Below are 19,506 nucleotides of genomic sequence, written 5' to 3'. Positions count from 1 at the left end.
CAAGTTACGAAAGAATGAACCACGTTGGCGCTAGCCTCTCCCTTTGGGAGAAGGACACGTTGGCGCTAGCCTCTCCCCTTGGGAGAAGGACACGAAGGGAAGAGGATTTCAGAGAGTTTTTTCGTAAGTCCTAATATTAACAGGCAGTTTTGCAACCCAAATATTTACTACCTCTGGAAGATAAACTATTAATTTTAATAGTTCAATAGAAAAATACAGGCAGTGTTTAAATAATATACAATATATTTATTGGTGTAATCAATTAAATTAAACTGTAACTATCTACTAGAAGTCTGGCGATCGCAATCGGCCAATAAACTATGATCCAGAGGTTAGAAGATGCTCAGAATTATCCACCTCGCTTTGCTAATGCTAGCTTCGATATTGTAGCCATAGCATCTTCGGCTGGTGGGTTGACTGCTTTAACTAAATTACTATCAACATTACCAAAAGATTTTAGCGCGGCGATCGCTGTGGTGCAGCATCTGGCTCCCCAGTATCCTTCCGTAATGCCAGAAATTTTAGCACGGCACACTGCCCTAGAAGTCAAGCACGCAGAAGAGGGAGATTGTCTTACTCCAGGAACAGTGTATATTGCGCCACCTGATTATCATTTATTAGTCAACAGCAATGGCACTCTTTCTTTATCCCAGTCAAAACGAATACATTTTGTCCGTCCCTCGGCTGATGTATTATTTGCATCGGTTGCAGCTTGTTACAAAGACAGGGCGATCGCTATTGTATTGACTGGAATGGGTAGGGATGGGGCGACGGGAGTAGAGGCTATCCATAAAATGGGGGGTACTGTGATTTCCCAAGATACAAACAGCAGCGAATTTTCTGGGATGCCTAATGCCACAATAAATACTGGTGATGTAGATTTTATTTTACCTTTGGATGAGATATCCACAACCTTGGTAACTTTAGTTATGGGTTAAAAAATCATCATTAGCCATAAAAAAGGCAGGAGAATGGGGGACAACAGCTTACCCCTTATTCCTGTGTCCCTTATTACTCACTCCCATTTATGACTTCCGCAGAAACCAACCCTGAATTTGAAAAATTACTGACTTATCTCGGACAAAACCGGGGATTTGATTTCACAGGCTATAAGCGTTCAACTTTGATGCGTCGGGTACGCAAGCGGATACAATCTTTAAGTATTGAGAATTTTGAAGATTACTTAGACTACTTAGAAGTTTATCCAGACGAATTCCATCAACTTTTTAACACAATTTTAATCAACGTTACTGCCTTTTTTCGAGATTCATCAGCCTGGGAATACTTAGCAGAGCAAGTCTTACCCAAGATTGTGGCGAAAAAAAATCACTCTGACCAAATCCGCATTTGGAGTGCTGGTTGTGCATCTGGAGAGGAAGCTTACACTTTAGCTATGCTGATGGCGGAAATTTTGGGAGCAGAAGAATTTCGCCAACGGGTAAAAATTTATGCTACTGATGTAGATGAAGAAGCCCTAAATCAAGCCCGTCAAGCTGTCTATTCAGCTAAGGATGTCCAGTTAGTACCACCGGAACTGAAAGAGAAATATTTTGAGATTGCCGGAAATAACTATGTTTTTCGCCAAGATTTACGCCGTTCGGTGATTTTTGGTCGTCATAATTTGCTGCAAGATGCGCCAATTTCGCGTTTAGATTTGCTGGTATGTCGCAATACACTGATGTATTTTAATTCTGAGACTCAGGGGCGAATTATGGCTCGGTTCCATTTTGCTCTCAATGATCCAGGGTATCTTTTTTTGGGAAAAGCAGAAATGCTGTTAGTACATTCCAATTTATTCACCCCTGTAGACTTAAAAAATCGTATATTTAGCAAAGTATCAGTAGCGAATTTACGCGATCGCCTGCTAGTAATGGCAAATACAGTGGAGGACGAATCTAACCACCGATTATCTCGGTATATGCGCCTGCGAGAGATGGCTTTTGATTCCGCATCCATCGCCCAAATAGTAGTGGATATAAGTGGTACATTAGTGCTGACAAATGCTCAGGCTCGCGCTGTATTTGGTCTTTCACCCAAGGATTTAGCTCGTCCTTTTCAGGATTTAGAACTTTCCTACCGCCCACTAGAACTGCGATCGCTCATTGAACGGGCTTATGCGGAACGCCGTACTATCAGCTTGACAAATGTCGAACGTTATTTATCTAATGCAGAAATACAATATTTAGATGTGCGAATTATACCATTGGAAGATGTTGACAATTGCCTTTTAGGTGTAAGTATCGCTTTTCATGATGTAACTCGTTTTATTCAACTTCAAGAAGCGTTGCAAGGCTCCCGTCAAGATTTGGAAACTACTAATGAGGAACTGCAATCTACTAATGAAGAATTAGAGACTACTAATGAGGAACTTCAGTCTACTAATGAAGAATTAGAGACTACTAATGAGGAACTTCAGTCTACTAATGAAGAATTAGAGACAATGAACGAAGAACTGCAATCTACTAATGAAGAATTACAAACAATTAATAATGAACTGAGCGAACGCACCACAGAACTCAACCGCACGAATATTTTCCTTGTGTGCATTCTCAAAAGTCTGCAAACGGGAATACTGGTGATTGATAATAACTTTAATATCTTAGTTTGGAATTACATGGTAGAGGATTTGTGGGGATTAAGAACAGACGAAGTATTAGGAAAATCCTTATTTAGTTTAGATATTGGTTTACCCGTGGAGCAACTGCGATCGCCTATCCGGGAATCCTTATCTGGGAAACAGCAGTTCCAAGAAATGATTTTAGATGCTACCAATCGTCGGGGAAGACAAATAAAATGTTATCTGGCTATTACTCCTTTGTTTGGTTCAGTAATGGAAGGCGCAGTCTTGATGATGACAGATGTAGAGCAAGTTAAAAGTATGATTTCTACTAAAGAAATTGCCCAAAGGCGACAGCAACAGCAATAGGAGTAATCACAGGAGAAGAGGGAAAATGATCAGAGAAACTTTAGAACAAGCAATCACCAGGGCGCATCACAGATTGGAAAATTTATCTGTACGTGCTAGCCAAACAGGAGAAGAGGAGGTTTCTAGAGAACTTTTACAAGAAGCGATCGCCGAAATTTCAATTTCTTTAGAAGAACTCCATGTATTGTCTGAAGAGCTAACACAACAAAACCGGGAATTAGTCACTACTCGCCATCTTGTAGAAGCAGAACGCCAGTCTTACCAAGATTTATTCAATTTTGCCCCCGATGGATATTTAGTGACTGATATCACTGGGGTGATTCAAGAAGCTAACTTTGCTGCGGCTAAGTTAATAAATGTCCGCCAGTCTTACTTAATCGGTAAACCGCTTTCTGTATTCATACATCAAACAGAACTGCCAAAATTTCGTTCCTACATCGGGAAATTACAACAGCAGCAAGAGCAAAAAATTACAGCAGAGTTCCGGGTATTTCACAATGAGGGAAAAATAGATTTTCCGGCGGAAATGACAGTTGCTCTGACTGAAGGTAATCAGCAGAAAAAAGCGGGCTTGAGATGGCTATTTCGGGATATTAGCGATCGCCTCCAAGCACAGCAAAAAATCCGCGAACAGGCGGCGCTGCTAGACATTACCACAGATGCGATTCTCGTCAGAGATTTGCAAAACCAAATTTTATATTGGAACAAAGGCGCGGAAAAAATTTATGGCTGGCGCGCCGAGGAAGCTATAGGAAAGAATACCTGGGAACTTTTATCCCCAGAAGCTTCACCTCAACTCGCAGTGGCGCTGACAACTGTTTTAAAAAATGGTTCATGGTTTGGGGAATTACGAAAAGTTACCAGAAATGGTAAGCGAATCATCATTAACAGCCGTTGGACACTCATGTATGATACCGTAGGTGCGCCCCGATCAATCATGACTGTTGACACTGATATCACTGAGAAAAAACAGTTAGAAATCCAGCTTCAGCGCGCCCAGCAATTAGAAAGCCTTGGTACTCTCACGAGTGCGATCGCTCATGATCTCAAAAACATCCTTTCGCCGATCATGACAGTAGCTCAACTTTTGCCCCTCAAACATCCCCAGTTGAGTGAAAGTTCCCTACAAATGCTCAATTTATTGGAAACTAATACCAAAAAGGGGACTGATTTAGTCCAACAAATTCAGTCATTTACCCGCAATTTTCAAGGTAAAGGCTCAATAGTGTTAGTTGCCAATCTGAGCCAAGATATTGAGCAGACAATTAAACAGATATTGCCTAAATCTATCGAAAGTGAGATTAATATATCTTCAGAGATAGAATTTGTACGAGGAAATCAAGCCCAACTGCATGAAGTATTGATCAACTTATTAGTCAATGCTCGTGATGCTATGCCTGAAGGTGGTAAAGTTGAAATTTCTGGGCATAAAGTCTTAATCGATGCCAGCTTTACAAAAACCCACATTGGCGCAAAAGTTGGTGAGTATTTAGTCATTACAGTTAGTGATACTGGAATTGGCATGAGTCCAGAATTAATTGCTAAAATTCTTACACCCAATTTCACCACTCCAGAACAGGGTAAAGGTACTGGTTTGGGTTTAGCTATTGATATTATCAACAGCTACGGTGGGTTTTTAGAAGTATCGAGTCAAGTAGGAGTAGGTAGCCAATTTCAAGTTTACCTGCCCAGTAGTCATAGCACTCCCCCCATAGTAGATGAGGTCAAACTGCCCACAGGAAACGGGGAATTAATTTTAGTTGTAGATGACGAATCGGCAATTACGCAAATTACTAAAACCACATTAGAGATTCACAACTACAGAGTATTAATTGCCCAAAATGGAATTGAAGCTTTAACGCTTTATAGCCAATATCAGCAGGATATTAAATTGGTGTTGATAGATATGATGATGCCATCAATGGCTGGGGGAACTGCTATCCGCACCTTGCAAGTTATCAACCCAGAGGTGCAAATTATCGCCATGAGTGGATTGGCTTCGGCTGCGGCTTTAGCACGAGCGACGGTGACAGGGATTCACGGATTTTTAGCAAAACCCTTTACTGCGGATGAATTATTAAATTCCATACATGATGTCCTGGTGGGGAAGATGATTGCCTGAAATTTGGGTGATTTTGGGTTAAAAAAGAAACATGAACATCATCAAACCGATCACCAATTGGCTAGAAATCCGTGCTATCGCCCCTGCATATACAGGCTGGGTATTAGCAGGAGTTGCAATTTGTTTTTTTGGAGCAGCCGTTAATACTATGGCTGGCTGGCTGTATGCGATTAGTGGGATTAGTTTTGCCCTTTTGGGTATAGCGGCTTTTTTACCACCGCGATCGCTTGTGGGTTTAGTTGTCAAACGTCGCCCCATGCAACCTGTATCCGCAGGGGATGACTTGACTGTGGAATTAGAAATCTGCAATCCCACAAAGCAGCCTGTCAGCTTGTTGCAAGTGGAGGATATCTTACCATTTGTCTTAGGGACACCAGTTAAAACAGCCATTGAAACTATTAATCGCCAAGACAGTTACCGTTGGGTATATTATCAACCAACTCGGCAACGGGGGGTCTATCGCTGGCATACAGTGGAACTGGGTACTGGTGCGCCTTTGGGATTGTTTTGGTGTCGCCGTCAGCGTGAGTGTGCGGCTAGCGCCATTGTCTATCCCACTGTGTTACCTTTGACTACCTGCCCCCTAGTGGATGAAATCGGGCAAGAAGACAGCAAAAGAGGTGATCCCCGTAGTACACCTTTGCAGACAGCTACATCGGGTTTAGTGCGATCGCTGCGTCCATACCGCCTGGGCGATCCTACCCGTCTCATCCACTGGCGGACCAGCGCTCGTTACGGAGAATTACGGGTGCGGGAGTTAGAAATAGTTACAGGTGGACAAGACATAATTATTGCCCTAGACACTGCTGGGAATTGGGAATCCGAGCAGTTTGAACAAGCAGTAATTGCCGCAGCTTCCTTGTATTTTTATGCAGTCCGCCAGCAAATGCCAGTGCAATTATGGACAGCATCCACAGGTTTAGTTAAAGGCGAGCGTGTAGTTTTAGAAACATTAGCAGCAACGAGATATCAAGAAGAGATTAGCACGAGCGATCGCCAGAGCAATGCTTTAATTTGGCTAACACAAAACCCTTTAAGCATTTCTTCCCTACCCCAAGGTAGTCGTTGGGTATTGTGGCAAAATACCACCTCACCATCAGAACAGGCGGTAGTGAATCGGGATTATCTTGGTATTCTTGTGCAGAACGAACAAGAACTGCAACCGCAACTGCAAAAATTATCACATTGATCGTGAGAGCGAATCATACTGCAATGCTGATCAGTTAAACCAAATTAAGATCAATTCCATTTGGTACAATGCAAAGAAATATTTAAATTATGAGCGCCCACCCGTATGATCTCATCAGAAAATAACACAACATCCACAGATAAAAGCCTAGAGGCAATGCGGCACTTTTCCGAACAGTACGCTAAACGAACAGGAACATACTTCTGTTCAGAACCTTCTGTAACCGCAGTCGTAATTGAAGGACTAGCAAAACATAAAGACGATTTAGGTGCGCCTTTGTGTCCCTGTCGCCACTACGAAGACAAAGAAGCTGAAGTGAATGCTACATACTGGAACTGTCCCTGCGTACCCATGAGAGAACGCAAAGAGTGCCACTGTATGCTGTTTCTTACCCCAGATAACGAGTTTGCTGGAGACCAACAAGAAATTACTCTAGAAACCATCAAAGAAGTCCGAGACAGCATGGGATGAGCGAAATTATCCCCCCAGAGTTTTGGCAAGGGGTAGAACAGTTTAACTCTGGACAGTTCTACGCTTGTCATGACACTTTAGAGGCTTTGTGGATAGAAGCCAGCGAACCAGAAAAAACCTTTTATCAAGGGATTTTACAAATTGCTGTAGCACAGTATCATTTGGGTAATGGCAACTGGCGAGGTGCTGTAATTTTACTAGGAGAAGGCAGCAATCGCTTACGACGTTACCCATCTGTTTATAGCAGCATTGATGTAGACGAGTTATTAAGTCAAAGTGCAGCCTTGTTGTCAGTATTACAACAAATGGGAGCAGAAAAATTTAGTGCTGGTGACTTCGGTGATAGTCAGGCTTTACCTTCGCCCAAAATTGCCGTAATTAACGAGTAAACCTTACCCCCTCATGGAGTCTTTCCCAGTCTCAGGCTGGGAATGCAGGCTTTGGGGATATAGCAAAAGTGGCGTTGCTCAAACCAAGTATGAATTTAAATCAGGACTTACGCAAAATATCTCTCAAACCTTCTTTCCTTCTCCCTTGGCGCTAGCCTCTCCCTTTAGGAGAAGGGGAGACGCTTCGCGAACGTTCCTTCTCCCAAGGGGAGACGCTAACGCGAACGTGGTTCATTCTTTCTTAACTTGTGGGTAAGTCCTATAAATGTAGAAACGTTTCATGGAACATCTCTACAGTGGTTTTGACTGCATCAATGTCGATATGGGCGAAACCTTGAGGCTAGACAAAGCGTCAATATTTCAGCTAGCAGTTATCCCAAGTTACTCCAGAATGTAGATTTTATATCTGGACAAAAAAATTGAGATAGTTAGTATACAAGCTGATATCCTAAATTCGTAATTAAAATATCATGTCCTGCTATCAATTGCCAGTATCACAAATCCGTCGCCTGGGATTAGCTTTGATGCTACCAGCTGCACTCTTGGGTAGTTTTACATTTCCGACTCATGTGCAAACTGCGACTGCACAAACATCTGAGCAAAATAGTCCCCTCACCATCAGCGCTGATGTGCAAGAATATAACGCCAACACTCAAGTAGCAACGGCTCGCGGTAATGTGCAGATGTTGTATCCGGCGCGCCAAATTAAAGCCACAGCTGCTCAAGCCCAATTTTTTAGCAAGGAACGCCGCATTGATTTGAGTGGAAATGTCTATATTTTGCAACAGGGAATCAATAGTATCCGTGCGGAGAAAGTGACTTATCTCATTGATGAAGGACGTTTTGTGGCTTTACCTCAATCCAACCGTCAAGTAGAGTCAACCTACATGGTCAATGATACGGAAGTTGATGGACAATCTAATTAGCATCAATTACCACAACAGGCGCGAATCGTGAAAATTGTTTTAGAGAATATTCACAAATCTTACGGTAAGCGAAATATCGTTAATCGCGTCAACCTTTCCATTTCTCAGGGTGAAGTCGTCGGGTTACTTGGCCCTAATGGTGCGGGTAAAACGACGACTTTTTACATTGCGACAGGTTTAGAAAAACCCAATCAAGGAAAAGTTTGGCTGGATAGTATGGAAATAACTGCAATGCCTATGCACAAAAGAGCGCAATTAGGCATTGGTTATCTCGCTCAAGAACCAAGTGTTTTTCGCCAACTCTCTGTCAAGGACAATATTCTCTTGGTGTTAGAGCAAACTCATGTGCCACGATGGGAATGGTCAAAACGAATCCAAGGTTTATTACAGGAGTTTCGCTTGGAAAAAGTAGCTAATAGCAAAGGAATTCAACTTTCTGGTGGGGAACGACGGCGAACAGAATTAGCGCGGGCTTTAGCTGCGGGAAGAGAAGGGCCAAAATTTTTATTTTTGGATGAACCTTTTGCCGGTGTTGATCCTATTGCGGTTTCCGAGATTCAGCATATTGTCGCACAATTAAGCGATCGCGGCATGGGAATCTTAATTACAGATCACAATGTCCGCGAAACTTTAGCCATTACAGACCGCGCCTATATTATGCGTGAGGGACAAATTCTCGCTTTTGGTAATCCTGATGAACTCTATAATAATCCCCTAGTCCGGCAATACTATTTGGGGGATAGCTTTCAAGCCTAAATTAGTAATTAATAAATTGTCATATTGAGATTATTTTCCCACAAATACTGCTGCTTTGCCGAAACTAGTACAAGTTGGCGTAAATAGGACAACCATTTAAAATCAATCAAAAGCCTATAAAGTCAGACTTTTGACTTTTGACTTTTGACTTTTGACTTCCGCCTTGCGGTACTGGGGTGTTTATAGTTAATTTCGATAATTCCTTATGATATCCAAGAAGCTCAACCCTTTATACAGCCTGAATTCGCTGTTACCTTTTACCCTCATGGATCGCTACTTTACCAAGGAATTGGTAGCACCATTTTTATTTGGTGTGGGAGCATTTTCATCCCTGGGTGTGACTATTGATGCTGTGTTTGAGCTAGTGAGGAAAATTGTTGAGTCTGGATTGCCAATCAGCATTGCAATTCAGGTATTTTTGTTAAAGTTTCCCAATTTTATTGTCTTAGCCTTCCCCATGTCTACGCTGCTGGCTACTTTGATGACTTATAGTCGTCTTTCGGGCGAGAGCGAACTAATTGCTATGCGTGGCTGTGGGGTCAGTGTTTATCGCATGGTGCTAACGGCTGTAATGTTGAGTCTGGTGGTGACGGGGATAACATTTATCTTTAATGAGCAAATCGCACCAGCAGCAAATTACCAAGCAACAGTTACTCTGGAAAAAGCCCTCAAGTCAGACAGACCGACTTTTCAGCAGTCCAATATCTTTTATCCTGAATACCGAGACGTTGAACAACCAGATGGTAGCAGGAACAGAATATTGGCACGCTTATTTTATGCTGACCAGTTTGATGGTAAGCAAATGAAGGGTTTAACAATTATAGACCGCACTACAGAAGGTTTAAATCAAATTGTGGTATCTGAATCTGCCCAGTGGAATGCTTCTGACAATGTTTGGGATTTTTACAACGGTACGGTCTATTTAGTAGCTCCAGATAGCTCCTATCGCAATATTTTACGGTTTGAACACCAACAACTGCAACTGCCTCGCACACCATTAAATTTAGTTGAGAGAAGGCGAGATTCTGGCGAAATGAATATTAGGGAGTCTTTAGAACAATTAGAAATACAACGTATCGGTGGCGACAGGAAAGAAATTCGCAAACTGCAAGTACGTATCCAACAAAAATTTTCTTTGCCATTTGTCTGTGTAGTCTTTGGCTTGGTAGGTTCAGCTATGGGAAGCAGACCTCAGCGTAGCGGACGAGGTACAAGTTTTGGTGTGAGTGTCATTGTAATTTTTACGTATTATTTAATTTTCTTTATTAGTGGCGCAATGGGACAAGCTGGTGTTTTATCTCCTTTTATGGGAGCTTGGCTACCGAATTTCCTGTTTTTAGGCATAGGTTTATTCTTATTGATGCGGGTCGCTGAACGGTAATATGGGAAAGTTAAGAGAGAGTATGGAGAAATGTTGGCGCGTGTTAGTTTTAAGGTGCAAGTTTTTGTAAATTTTTGTCCTTTATAATACATATTTTTTATGCCACATCATGATTATCCCCCCGCCTATTTACGTTATTTCAAAGCCGGTTTATGGAATTTAGCCAAACCTAGTTTTTGGGGAGCAGCAATTGTTTTATCGGTGATAGGGCTGGGAATTGGTGAATATTGGTCTAACCGAAAGATATCTACTAATCAGCCAAAGGAAGAGGTTACTTCCCTCCAGTCTGATAATTCTGCTCTTTCACCAGAAGATAAAGCTATTACAGCAAATCTTGATAATTTACCAGGCTCGTTTGATGTGAAACCGGGAAATCTGGCGATAATTCCTAATCTCCCTCCAGCAAAATCTCAGGACAATGATCAGGATAATTTACTTGAGGAACTTAAAAAACAACTTTCAGAAGACAGTACAGCATCAAATCCCCAAATAGAGACATTTAATAGCACTTCCCCACCTCCAGGGAAAAATCCCTTTGTTTTAGAAACAGAAAAGTTATTGCAGGCGGGGACGTTTAATGTTAATAGTCAGCCTTTAGGGATCAGATCTTTAGCAACTTCATCTCCACCAACAGGAACACCAGCAACATCGCCTACTGGGGTTAATCAAACCGAGAATAGTCAAAATCCTAACTCGATTAGTTTCTCTCAAACACCAGTTAATCAAGCCAGTAATCAAAGTTTGTCTGGTTTTAATGGTGAAATTGCAAATCCCATCAATTCTTTAGAAAAAACTGCTGCTGGTGGAGTAATGCAGATTCCGTCTAATAACGGTTTACCCAGCCAAGGTGTTTATCCTAGCACTGGGTTAAATGCTGCGACTGGTGTTCAACCAACTGTAGGTGTACCAAATAACCTACCGCCAAACGCTGTAAATCAGGTGAATACCATCGAGGGACTACCTAGCCCAGTACAGCCAAATTCTGTGATTTCACCTCTCCCGTCTGGTGTAGAATCTGGTGTACAAACTAATTTTGCGCCCAATTCTTCTATCCAGGCTCCCAGTCCAGATATTGTTGCTCCGATGTCTCCTGTGGTAGCTGATAATAATGGTAATTTAATCTGGCGATCGCCTGCTCAACAGATGCAGCCCAATTCCTTAGATTCTCAGATACCAGGACAGAATAGAGGCTTACAGGATATTGATTTGAGCAATTTTGATTTTTAACGGGGACAATAGTAGGACTTACGCAAAATTATGAAAAAACGAACCACGTTCGCGTAGCGTCTCCCCTTGGGAGAAGAAAAGAGGGTTTGAGAGATATTTTGCGTAAGTCCTGAATAGGAATTAGGTGATGATCCCTAGTAAAATTTATACGGTCTTGCTCAACTGTTCTTCAGAAACCCAAGTACCGTGGAAGCCATAGGGGACTCTTTGGGGAATTAGTACCCGCGCTACAGGTTCGGCGGTGACATCTTGGGCGTTTAATACCACAATTTCCGATTTTTGTAAAGCTTCATCGTGAACAAAAGTAATTAACCAGCCATCATCTTCATGTTTAGCCCCAATACTGGGAGCAAATACAGCTTCACCCCCATAACATCCCTGTTTAAATGCATGGGTTTGGGATTTGCCATTGTTCAGGTCATATTTAATTAAACCATCGAACAGTGGTAGAGGACTATTGTCCATTCTGCCAGCATAACCGTATCGGGTTGCTTGCCCCAAGAGGTTTTCGTTAATGCGGGGAAATTCTGCTGATACATCGTCTAGCATTTCTTCTTGCACTTTTCCTGTGCTGAGGTTAAATCGCCAGCGATGTAAGCGGGGAATATCTGCTTCTGGGTCGGTTTGGGAATCATCAGCCTTCAAGACGCTAGTGGAACTCATGCGACAGGCGACTAGGACTATTTCGTCTTGATCTTCGTAGGCGTTGAGGGTATGGAAGACGTAGCAAGGAGAACTTTCAAACCATCTGATATTACTGTTGTCGCCATGACGGGGGATAATGCCAAAGCGACTGGGGCGTAGGCGTAGCCCGTCGTAGACATCGCTCTCAAACATCATCGCAGGTTCTCCCCGTTGCGCTCTTTCTGGGCTGAATGTTAGGGGCAAATCCATAAATATTGTATAATTTTCGGTGATGGCAAAATCATGCATCATCACCCCCATTGGCAGGTCAATTGGCACTGTCTTGACGATTTCACCTGCGGCTGAAACTATGCTGTATTGCAGGTATGGTGGGGCAAATGAGTAACCAAAAAACATCATTTCACCGTTTTTTGGATCTACCTTGGGATGGGCTGTAAAGGCAGAAACTAGCTGATTATTATAAGTATATTCACCAATAGTCTGTAAATCTGGAAGTTTGATAGCGTGAGGCGCACCGCCTTCATTGAGTGCTAACATCTGACCAGCGTGCCAAACTAAGGCTGTATTGGCGGTGTTTTTGTATCCACCATGAGGATTATCCATCTGCGGTGGTTCCAATAATCCAGACCAGACAGCTTTACCTGCTTCTTGTTCTATTTTCCATCCTTTGGTTCGGACGTAGCGATTGCAATAAGTGGCTTGACCGTTGCTAATTCTGACACCGTGTAACATCCCATCGCCATCAAACCAATGATACTTCCCAATAGGTGACCACTGGGGATTGGGACCATTGCGGACAAACATCCCCGATAAGTTGGCGGGTAACTCACCGATGACTTTCAGGGTATCGGTGGTGATTTCGTCCCGGACTGGGGCAAAGTTATGATTGAGATACGGATTAATTTCTGTGGTGGTCATATCTTGAGTGTGTGATCAAGTTATTTAATTAGGACTTACGCATAATCTAAGTTTTCTTGGCGTTCTTCTCCCAAAGGGAGAGGCTAGCGCCAAGGCGGCTTGGCGGTTAGATAAATCAAGATTTTTGGCAATTGTTGCGTAAGTCCTGTTAATAATATTAGCGATCGCCTTAATTTTTCTTCGCAATACTGGTGGATTTTTGCAGCGCAATTTCGTAACCAAGCGTTATTTATATCTGTGCGGAAGAAAATGGATTTGTGTATAATTTTTCCACCAATGAAGCTCGTTTATAGCGATTCTGTCCTCTATAGGTACTACAAGAATTATTCAACCACAGATGCAGCAGCGAAATTCGGTTGTAGGCTACACAGATAATATAGTACCTACAGACTAGGAAACGCTATATACTTAGAAATAGATAAACAAAAATAATACTTAATAACTTCTCGTTACAGAGTAGGAATCCACATCTGATACTTCAGAATTTTGATAGGTACGTCCCTGGTAGATTAAACTGAAATAAAGGCAGTTCCTCAAAATGCCAGGGTTAAATTATGTTTGTTGTGTATCTGAGAAAAGAATCAACTCATCTGTTCTGTAATATATGACGGTGGAGCTAAAGGTGACTAGTATTGATAATCACAACTTCTCTTTTTCAGGAGAAGTATCTATCCCCCAGGCTCCTCCTGAATTTAAATCAGGTTTTATTGGCATTATTGGTCGCCCAAATGTCGGTAAATCTACTTTGATGAATCAATTAGTAGGACAAAAAATTGCGATCACGTCGCCCATCGCCCAAACTACACGCAATCGTTTGCGAGGGATTTTAACTACACCAGAGGCGCAGTTAATTTTTGTAGATACACCAGGAATTCATAAACCCCATCATCAATTGGGACAAGTCCTGGTGAAAAATGCCCGCAATGCCATTGATTCAGTGGATGTGGTACTGTTTGTAGTAGATGGATCAGTAGCTTGTGGTGCTGGCGATCGCTTTATTGCTGATTTGCTGGTTCGTACTGAAACCCCAGTAATTTTGGGTTTAAATAAAATTGACCAACAACCCCCAAATTTTCAGCCGATTGATGATAGTTACCAAGCTTTGGCTGAAACCCAACAATGGCCGATAGTCAAATTTTCCGCCCAGACTGGTGCAGGATTACCAGAACTGCAACAATTATTAATTGAACATTTAGAAACCGGGCCGTTTTATTATCCCCCCGACTTGGTAACCGACCAACCGGAACGTTTTATCATGGGTGAATTGATTCGCGAACAGATTTTACTGTTAACCCGTGAAGAAGTTCCTCATTCAGTAGCGATCGCTATTGATAGAGTAGATGAATCACCCACTATTACCCGTATACTTGCAACCATACACGTAGAGCGAGATTCCCAAAAAGGTATTCTCATTGGTAAAGGTGGGTCAATGCTCAAAGCCATTGGTAGCGAAGCCCGCGAACAAATTCAAAAGCTAATTGCTGGTAAAGTCTATCTAGAATTGTTCGTGAAAGTACAAGAAAAATGGCGACAATCGCGCATGACTTTAGCAGAGTTAGGCTACCGTGTGGAAGAATAGTCATTAGTCATTAGTCATTAGTCATTAGTCATCCTAAAAAAGAAGACATTTGTAGGTTGGGTAGAACAGAGTGAAACCCAACATCGAGAAGCCCTGTTTTTGTTAGTTTTCCCAAAGCCTCAACCCAACCTACACCTGATAACTGATAACTGATAACTGATTTATGCCCAAATTTGCACAACCCGACCTTTAATTTCTTGTCCTAGCCAAGGTGTATTACTAGAAAGGGTGTGAAGATTTTTCTTTTCCACCTTCCATGTCTCCTGGGGATTAAATAAGGTAACTTCGGCTTTTTGCTCAGGAGTAATTAAACTCGGTTTCTGTTGTAAACATATTGCTGGTTTAGTGCTGAGAGCTTGCCATAATTCTAAGGCTGTAAATTTACCAGTTTCTACTAAATTTTGCCATAGCAACGGTAATGCTAACTCAAAACCAATTGCTCCAGGAGGCGATTCCGCAAAGGCTTGGACTTTCTCCTCATAGGTGTAAGCTGCATGATCAATGGCGATCGCATCTATCACCCCTGCTCTTACCCCTGCACGTAAAGCCTCTACATCACTGGCATTACCTAACGGTGGCTCTAAATGCAGGCTAGTATTATAACTTTTAATTGCTGTGGTGTCAAGCAATAAATGCATCCAAGTAGTGCTGGCGGTGATGGGTAAACCCTGAGCCTTAGCTGCGGCGATGAGTTCCACACTGCGCTCTGTAGAGACGCGCATGATATGGACTGGCGTACCGATGGCTGCTACTAATTCTAACAAAGATGCGATCGCCGTAGTTTCGGCACTGGCTGGGATTGGTGGTAAACCCAAACGCAGCGCTTGCGTTCCTTCGCGCACCACTCCATTGGCTGATAGTAAGCGATCGCCTGGAGAAAATGCTACTGGTTTCCCGAACGGTTGGAGATACTCCAGCACCCGGCGCACAAACCCTAAATTTTCCCAAGGCTTACCATCTGTAAAACCCACCACACCCGCAGCAGCCAAATCTGCTAATTCTGTCAATTGCTTCCCAGCCAAATCCAGAGTCATCGCACCCCAGATGTGAAAATGGGGTATATTAACCATTTCCCCGGCTTTCTGCCGCAACTGTGCCACAATCGCCGGATGATCAATAGCTGGAGAAGTATCAGGTAAAATGCTAACTCTCGTAAAACCACCAGCAGCAGCAGCTTGTAATAGAGATGACAGGGTTTCTCGTTCTTCAAATCCTGGTTCGCTCGAGTGACTATACAAATCGACTAATCCAGTACCAAGAATTAGTCCCCGACAATCTTTAATTTGAGTATCAGAACTAATATCAGAAATCTCTGGGGCGACGGCTTTAATTTTACCATCGGCTATGAGGACATCAGCTATTTTATCAGTTTCTAACTCTGAATCAATTATCCTTACTTGTTGTAGCAGTTCTCTCATGAAATTTGAATTTATGATTATTTATAACCACAGATGAACACAGATGAAATAACGGTGTTTTTTTATGTGTATCTGTGGTTGGATTTTCATTTTTGCTAGAGGTTGATTAGTTTTTTACAAGGCTCCAGCCGCAGTTTTATCGAGTACACCGCCACTCAAATGACTGGTAATGTTCATTGCTTGTAGCACTGGTAAACCATTTAGTCCCGATGGGTAATCGATGACGCTAACAGCACCATTACCTTGGCGGAAATTCCAGAAGTTTTCTGTTGATAAACCCAGAACATGACACAGCAAGGTTTTATTAGTAGCATCGTGAGCCACTATTAATCCAGTTTTGAGTTGATTTGTTAATGCCGCTTGTACAATTGATTGCCAAGTTGCTACACTACGTTCCCAAACCTGCTGCAAGTTTTCCCCTTGAGGCATTTGTACTTCTGCTGGCATAAGTCGCCAGCGCTGTAACTCTCCGGGAAATTCTTCCTCTATCTCTTTTTCTAGTTTTCCTTCCCAAAGTCCGTGACTGATTTCTCTTAAACCATCTTGTAATTCTAAATTTACATGAGGATGGTGATCCAAGATCAGTTCTGCTGTTTCTTTCGGGCGCAGCATTGAACTACTCACAGCAAAGTCAATTTCCACGTCTTGCAAAAATTCGCCGGCTGTTTGCGCCTGTTTCCTACCATTATCATTCAACGGGATATCAATTTGTCCCTGAAATCTGGTTTGGCGATTCCATTCGGTTTCTCCATGACGTACCAACAACAATCGCACTCCCTGATGATTCGGTCGCAAGGAGGGAAAAGCTTCTCCCATGTGTTGCGTTTGATTCATCGATTCTAGTTGGACTGGTTCTCCTAAACCACCGACAAAATTCAATACACTGATGCCACAATTAGATTGCTGTAGGCAATGGTAGCGACTAGGGGGAATACCCAATGCTGTACTAATCAGGGCGCGATTAATGCCATTATGTCCGACTATCAGGATGGTTTGTCCTTGATGACGTGACAAAATTTCTTGCCAAAACAACCGCGCTTGTTGATAGATAGCCAGGACAGGAAAATGTTCTTTTGTCCCTTCTCCATCCTTCACCAACATTTGCAGTTCATGGGGACGTTCTTTCCAGGTGCGGTAGTCTTCGGTAAACTTTTCCTTGACATCAGCACTGAGCATTTCTGCCCACAAAGGCAAATCAATTTCCATCAACTGCTCGGAAATTTGCGGCGCAACAGACTGTTTAGAATCAGGTGCTAACTCACTATAGATAATATCGGCGGTTTTTTTGGCTCGCTGGAGAGGACTGCTATAAATAGCATTAAATGAAATATTGCTGAGGGCTTTTCCTACTTTACTGGCATCAGCACCACCTTTTTCTGTTAATCTTGACACGTCGGTGCGTCCCTGGATTCGCCGCTCGGTGTTATAGCTGCTTTGTCCGTGGCGCACAATGATGACACGAGTCATCTGTTTTGCCCTCCTATATCTAAAGGACTAATTCTACAACGATTACAGCAGCTTACTTCAGAATAAATAGCTTTTGTGGGGCGGGCATCTGGACTTCCCTAATTAATGCTAACCTTTATCCGTAATCACCTAGACGTAATCTGCAAACTCTAGGATGATTAGCAGCGTTTTCATTACCGTGGTCAATATATCGGCGGTAGCCTAATTTTAATTGGTATATTTCTCAGCCAATTTGGCATTTGGCAACAGCATCACCGCCGAGTTACCCCAGATGGCGTAAAATCTGCACCAGCACAACAAGAGATATAGTAATCCGCTTTGATTTTTGATAGCTTGCGTGGCGTAGCCATACTGACCGGCGTAGGTGGTCCGTGGGGAGTTACTTCGACTGCGCTCAGTAACCGGGGGAGTGGTCCGTGGGAAACAGCTTTTTGAGTTGTAAGCGCAAAGCGCAGGCTACGCCAACAGAAATCAAATAGGAGTCCTATAGAAGCAGAAATGGGATTTAAAGGAATTTAACATTTTGGCAGACAAATTCAGACCTAAGACTGAATCGAGTTTTTGAGAGGTAATGTAGGCTGGAATTTTCGGCTGACTATCTTTTCATAACTTGTATCTATCATGCTGACTGATTCTGCAATTGTTTCACTGCTGCTGATTTCTGCTATTTGTTATTCAATACCAAATCAATCTTCAGACAGAGGATCAGGTAGAAACCGCCGTGAAGTCAAAAGTTAAAAAGCTGATAAAATAAGCTTTTAATTGATTTAAAATGGTTGTGCTATTTACGCCTTGCTGTACTAAAAACTGTACCCACGACTAGACTATTAAGATGTCGGTTCCTGATTTAATATCTCTGGTATTTCTGCATCTGTAACAGTGCAAGTGCTATCATCAGGCTCAGAAAAGCCATCTAAGGTATCTTTAATAAATCCAGCTATGGGTACAGCAATTAACAATCCCAACAACCCGCCAATAGAGGTTCCGAGCAACAAAGCAACCAACACCCATATTGGCCTTAGTCCTGTAAATTTACCTAAAAGCCGAGGTGCGATCGCCTGGTCAATAAACTGGTCAGTCACCACAGCCACAGCTAAAACTTTCACCGCCAACCAAAAATTCTGTGCTGCTATAATTAAAGTAATTAAACTAATACTAACAACATCACCAAAGGGAATTAAGCTGAATATTCCCACACCCAAACCAAAGATTAAACCGAACTGAACTTGGAAAACTAAAAATATCACTGTTAATAAACATCCCATCAGCGAGGCTAAAGTTACCTGACCAATCAAATAATTTTGAAAATTTTGCTGAAGCGATCGCTGTACTTTATCAGTAAAACTCCAAGGCAATTTTTTAAATATCCCTGACCAAATCCTTGGACTATCTAATAAAATATAAAAAGTCAATACTACTGTAATTAAAATATCAGAAACACTATCAACAGTTTCTATAAAAATACTGAAAAGGTTATCGGTGATATTCTCCAATTCATTTGGCAAACGCTCTGTGAAATCACTGATAATCTCACTAAAATTAATGTTTAAACCGTGGCTAATAGCCCAGTTATTCAGAAGTTGAAATTTTTCACCACTTGCATCAATCCATTGAGGCAGTAATTTAACCATTTCATTGAATTGCGGCAAAATGATAGGTAACAAAACTATACCAAAAACCGCGAAAATTACCAAAGCAGATATCAATACTAAGGCTACTGCATAATTCCGGTTAACACCAGCTTTTTCAAAAAACTTCACAGGATAATTCAAAATAAAAGCCAGCAAAGTAGCCAAGATAAAAATTGTTACCAACTCTTGAAATGACTTTAAAAATAGAAATATTAGCCAAAAATTGAGAAATACTATCGGAAAAAGCAACGTTAATATTAACCATTTTAGCAATTCTTTTAGTGAAATAGACATAAATAATATGATAAATTAACTTAATTAGAACTTACGCAAATTTATGGGAAAACTAACCACAGAGGCACAGAGTACACCGAGTCAAGAGGGTTTAAGAGAGTTTTTGCGTAAGTCCTATTAATATAGTAATCCTATCTGATTTACTCCCGAAGCAGAGGGTCAGATAC

The 19,506-nt window shown here is 42.0% G+C and carries 16 protein-coding genes; 11 read left to right on the top strand and 5 right to left on the bottom strand.

Features of this window, described 5'->3' with window-relative positions; genetic code table 11:
• Positions 1-320 precede the first annotated feature (320 nt).
• The 10 genes from NSP_RS09760 (at position 321) to NSP_RS09715 (ending at position 11,387) form a co-directional block, all read left to right on the top strand.
• A complete protein-coding gene (locus NSP_RS09760) occupies positions 321-938 on the top strand; it encodes a chemotaxis protein CheB (RefSeq protein WP_006197166.1) in 618 nt (205 codons plus the stop codon).
• An 89-nt stretch (positions 939-1,027) separates the two neighbouring features.
• Entirely contained in the window at positions 1,028-2,926 is a 1,899-nt protein-coding gene (locus NSP_RS09755) for a CheR family methyltransferase (protein WP_017804022.1), read from the top strand.
• 25 nt (positions 2,927-2,951) lie between these two features.
• On the top strand, positions 2,952-5,048 hold the full coding sequence (locus NSP_RS09750; protein ID WP_017804021.1) for a PAS domain-containing hybrid sensor histidine kinase/response regulator: 2,097 nt from the start codon (positions 2,952-2,954) through the stop codon (positions 5,046-5,048).
• A gap of 31 nt (positions 5,049-5,079) precedes the next feature.
• Positions 5,080-6,237: a DUF58 domain-containing protein gene (locus tag NSP_RS09745; protein ID WP_006197248.1), complete on the top strand. Its 1,158-nt coding sequence runs from the start codon at positions 5,080-5,082 to the stop codon at positions 6,235-6,237.
• Between the two features lie 105 nt (positions 6,238-6,342).
• Positions 6,343-6,708, top strand: a complete 366-nt coding sequence (locus NSP_RS09740) for a ferredoxin thioredoxin reductase catalytic beta subunit (RefSeq protein ID WP_006197247.1) — start codon at positions 6,343-6,345, stop codon at positions 6,706-6,708.
• A complete protein-coding gene (locus tag NSP_RS09735) occupies positions 6,705-7,097 on the top strand; it encodes a DUF309 domain-containing protein (protein WP_006197246.1) in 393 nt (130 codons plus the stop codon). Before NSP_RS09740 ends, NSP_RS09735 begins: the two co-directional genes overlap by 4 nt.
• A gap of 467 nt (positions 7,098-7,564) precedes the next feature.
• Complete coding sequence (locus NSP_RS09730) at positions 7,565-8,023, top strand: LptA/OstA family protein (protein WP_042202434.1); 459 nt, start codon at positions 7,565-7,567, stop codon at positions 8,021-8,023.
• 27 nt (positions 8,024-8,050) lie between these two features.
• Complete coding sequence (gene lptB / locus NSP_RS09725; RefSeq protein ID WP_006197244.1) at positions 8,051-8,779, top strand: LPS export ABC transporter ATP-binding protein; 729 nt, start codon at positions 8,051-8,053, stop codon at positions 8,777-8,779.
• Between the two features lie 265 nt (positions 8,780-9,044).
• Positions 9,045-10,160, top strand: coding sequence for an LptF/LptG family permease (locus tag NSP_RS09720; RefSeq protein WP_006197243.1), 1,116 nt, complete (start codon positions 9,045-9,047; stop codon positions 10,158-10,160).
• 99 nt (positions 10,161-10,259) lie between these two features.
• Positions 10,260-11,387 (top strand): hypothetical protein, encoded by a 1,128-nt coding sequence (locus tag NSP_RS09715; protein WP_006197242.1) that lies wholly within the window; start codon positions 10,260-10,262, stop codon positions 11,385-11,387.
• Positions 11,388-11,531: 144 nt separating this feature from the next.
• On the opposite strand, the gene NSP_RS09710 is transcribed toward NSP_RS09715, so the two are convergent.
• Both NSP_RS09710 and NSP_RS25290 read right to left on the bottom strand, forming a co-directional pair.
• A complete protein-coding gene (locus NSP_RS09710; protein ID WP_006197241.1) occupies positions 11,532-12,950 on the bottom strand; it encodes a carotenoid oxygenase family protein in 1,419 nt (472 codons plus the stop codon).
• Between the two features lie 24 nt (positions 12,951-12,974).
• On the bottom strand, positions 12,975-13,172 hold the full coding sequence (locus NSP_RS25290) for a hypothetical protein (RefSeq protein ID WP_144360518.1): 198 nt from the start codon (positions 13,170-13,172) through the stop codon (positions 12,975-12,977).
• 382 nt (positions 13,173-13,554) lie between these two features.
• Between NSP_RS25290 and era the strand changes: the two genes are divergently transcribed.
• Positions 13,555-14,529, top strand: a complete 975-nt coding sequence (era, locus tag NSP_RS09705; RefSeq protein ID WP_006197240.1) for a GTPase Era — start codon at positions 13,555-13,557, stop codon at positions 14,527-14,529.
• Positions 14,530-14,690: 161 nt separating this feature from the next.
• Here era and NSP_RS09700 read toward each other — a convergent pair whose 3' ends face one another.
• From NSP_RS09700 to NSP_RS09690, 3 genes are all read right to left on the bottom strand, one after another.
• The gene (locus NSP_RS09700) at positions 14,691-15,947 is read right to left on the bottom strand and encodes a dihydroorotase (protein WP_006197239.1); all 1,257 of its coding nucleotides are present in this window, start codon (positions 15,945-15,947) and stop codon (positions 14,691-14,693) included.
• Positions 15,948-16,061: 114 nt separating this feature from the next.
• The gene (locus tag NSP_RS09695) at positions 16,062-17,414 is read right to left on the bottom strand and encodes a histidine phosphatase family protein (protein WP_006197238.1); all 1,353 of its coding nucleotides are present in this window, start codon (positions 17,412-17,414) and stop codon (positions 16,062-16,064) included.
• Positions 17,415-18,241: 827 nt separating this feature from the next.
• Positions 18,242-19,339 (bottom strand): AI-2E family transporter, encoded by a 1,098-nt coding sequence (locus NSP_RS09690; RefSeq protein WP_006197237.1) that lies wholly within the window; start codon positions 19,337-19,339, stop codon positions 18,242-18,244.
• Positions 19,340-19,506: the final 167 nt, after the last annotated feature.

The sequence above is a fragment of the Nodularia spumigena CCY9414 genome (genome assembly GCF_000340565.2).
Lineage (GTDB): Bacteria > Cyanobacteriota > Cyanobacteriia > Cyanobacteriales > Nostocaceae > Nodularia > Nodularia spumigena.
Note: the sequence above shows the minus strand (reverse complement) of the source record. Positions and strands in the feature narration are given on the sequence as shown.

Coding starts and splice junctions, on each gene's coding strand:
- NSP_RS09700 (WP_006197239.1), bottom strand. CDS start 15,947: ATGAGAGAACTGCTACAACAAGTAAGGATAATTGATTCAGAGTTAGAA.
- NSP_RS09720 (WP_006197243.1), top strand. CDS start 9,045: ATGGATCGCTACTTTACCAAGGAATTGGTAGCACCATTTTTATTTGGT.
- NSP_RS09760 (WP_006197166.1), top strand. CDS start 321: ATGATCCAGAGGTTAGAAGATGCTCAGAATTATCCACCTCGCTTTGCT.
- NSP_RS09750 (WP_017804021.1), top strand. CDS start 2,952: ATGATCAGAGAAACTTTAGAACAAGCAATCACCAGGGCGCATCACAGA.
- NSP_RS09735 (WP_006197246.1), top strand. CDS start 6,705: ATGAGCGAAATTATCCCCCCAGAGTTTTGGCAAGGGGTAGAACAGTTT.
- NSP_RS09710 (WP_006197241.1), bottom strand. CDS start 12,950: ATGACCACCACAGAAATTAATCCGTATCTCAATCATAACTTTGCCCCA.
- NSP_RS09740 (WP_006197247.1), top strand. CDS start 6,343: ATGATCTCATCAGAAAATAACACAACATCCACAGATAAAAGCCTAGAG.
- NSP_RS09690 (WP_006197237.1), bottom strand. CDS start 19,339: ATGTCTATTTCACTAAAAGAATTGCTAAAATGGTTAATATTAACGTTG.
- NSP_RS09715 (WP_006197242.1), top strand. CDS start 10,260: ATGCCACATCATGATTATCCCCCCGCCTATTTACGTTATTTCAAAGCC.
- NSP_RS09745 (WP_006197248.1), top strand. CDS start 5,080: ATGAACATCATCAAACCGATCACCAATTGGCTAGAAATCCGTGCTATC.
- era (WP_006197240.1), top strand. CDS start 13,555: ATGACGGTGGAGCTAAAGGTGACTAGTATTGATAATCACAACTTCTCT.
- NSP_RS09695 (WP_006197238.1), bottom strand. CDS start 17,414: ATGACTCGTGTCATCATTGTGCGCCACGGACAAAGCAGCTATAACACC.
- NSP_RS09755 (WP_017804022.1), top strand. CDS start 1,028: ATGACTTCCGCAGAAACCAACCCTGAATTTGAAAAATTACTGACTTAT.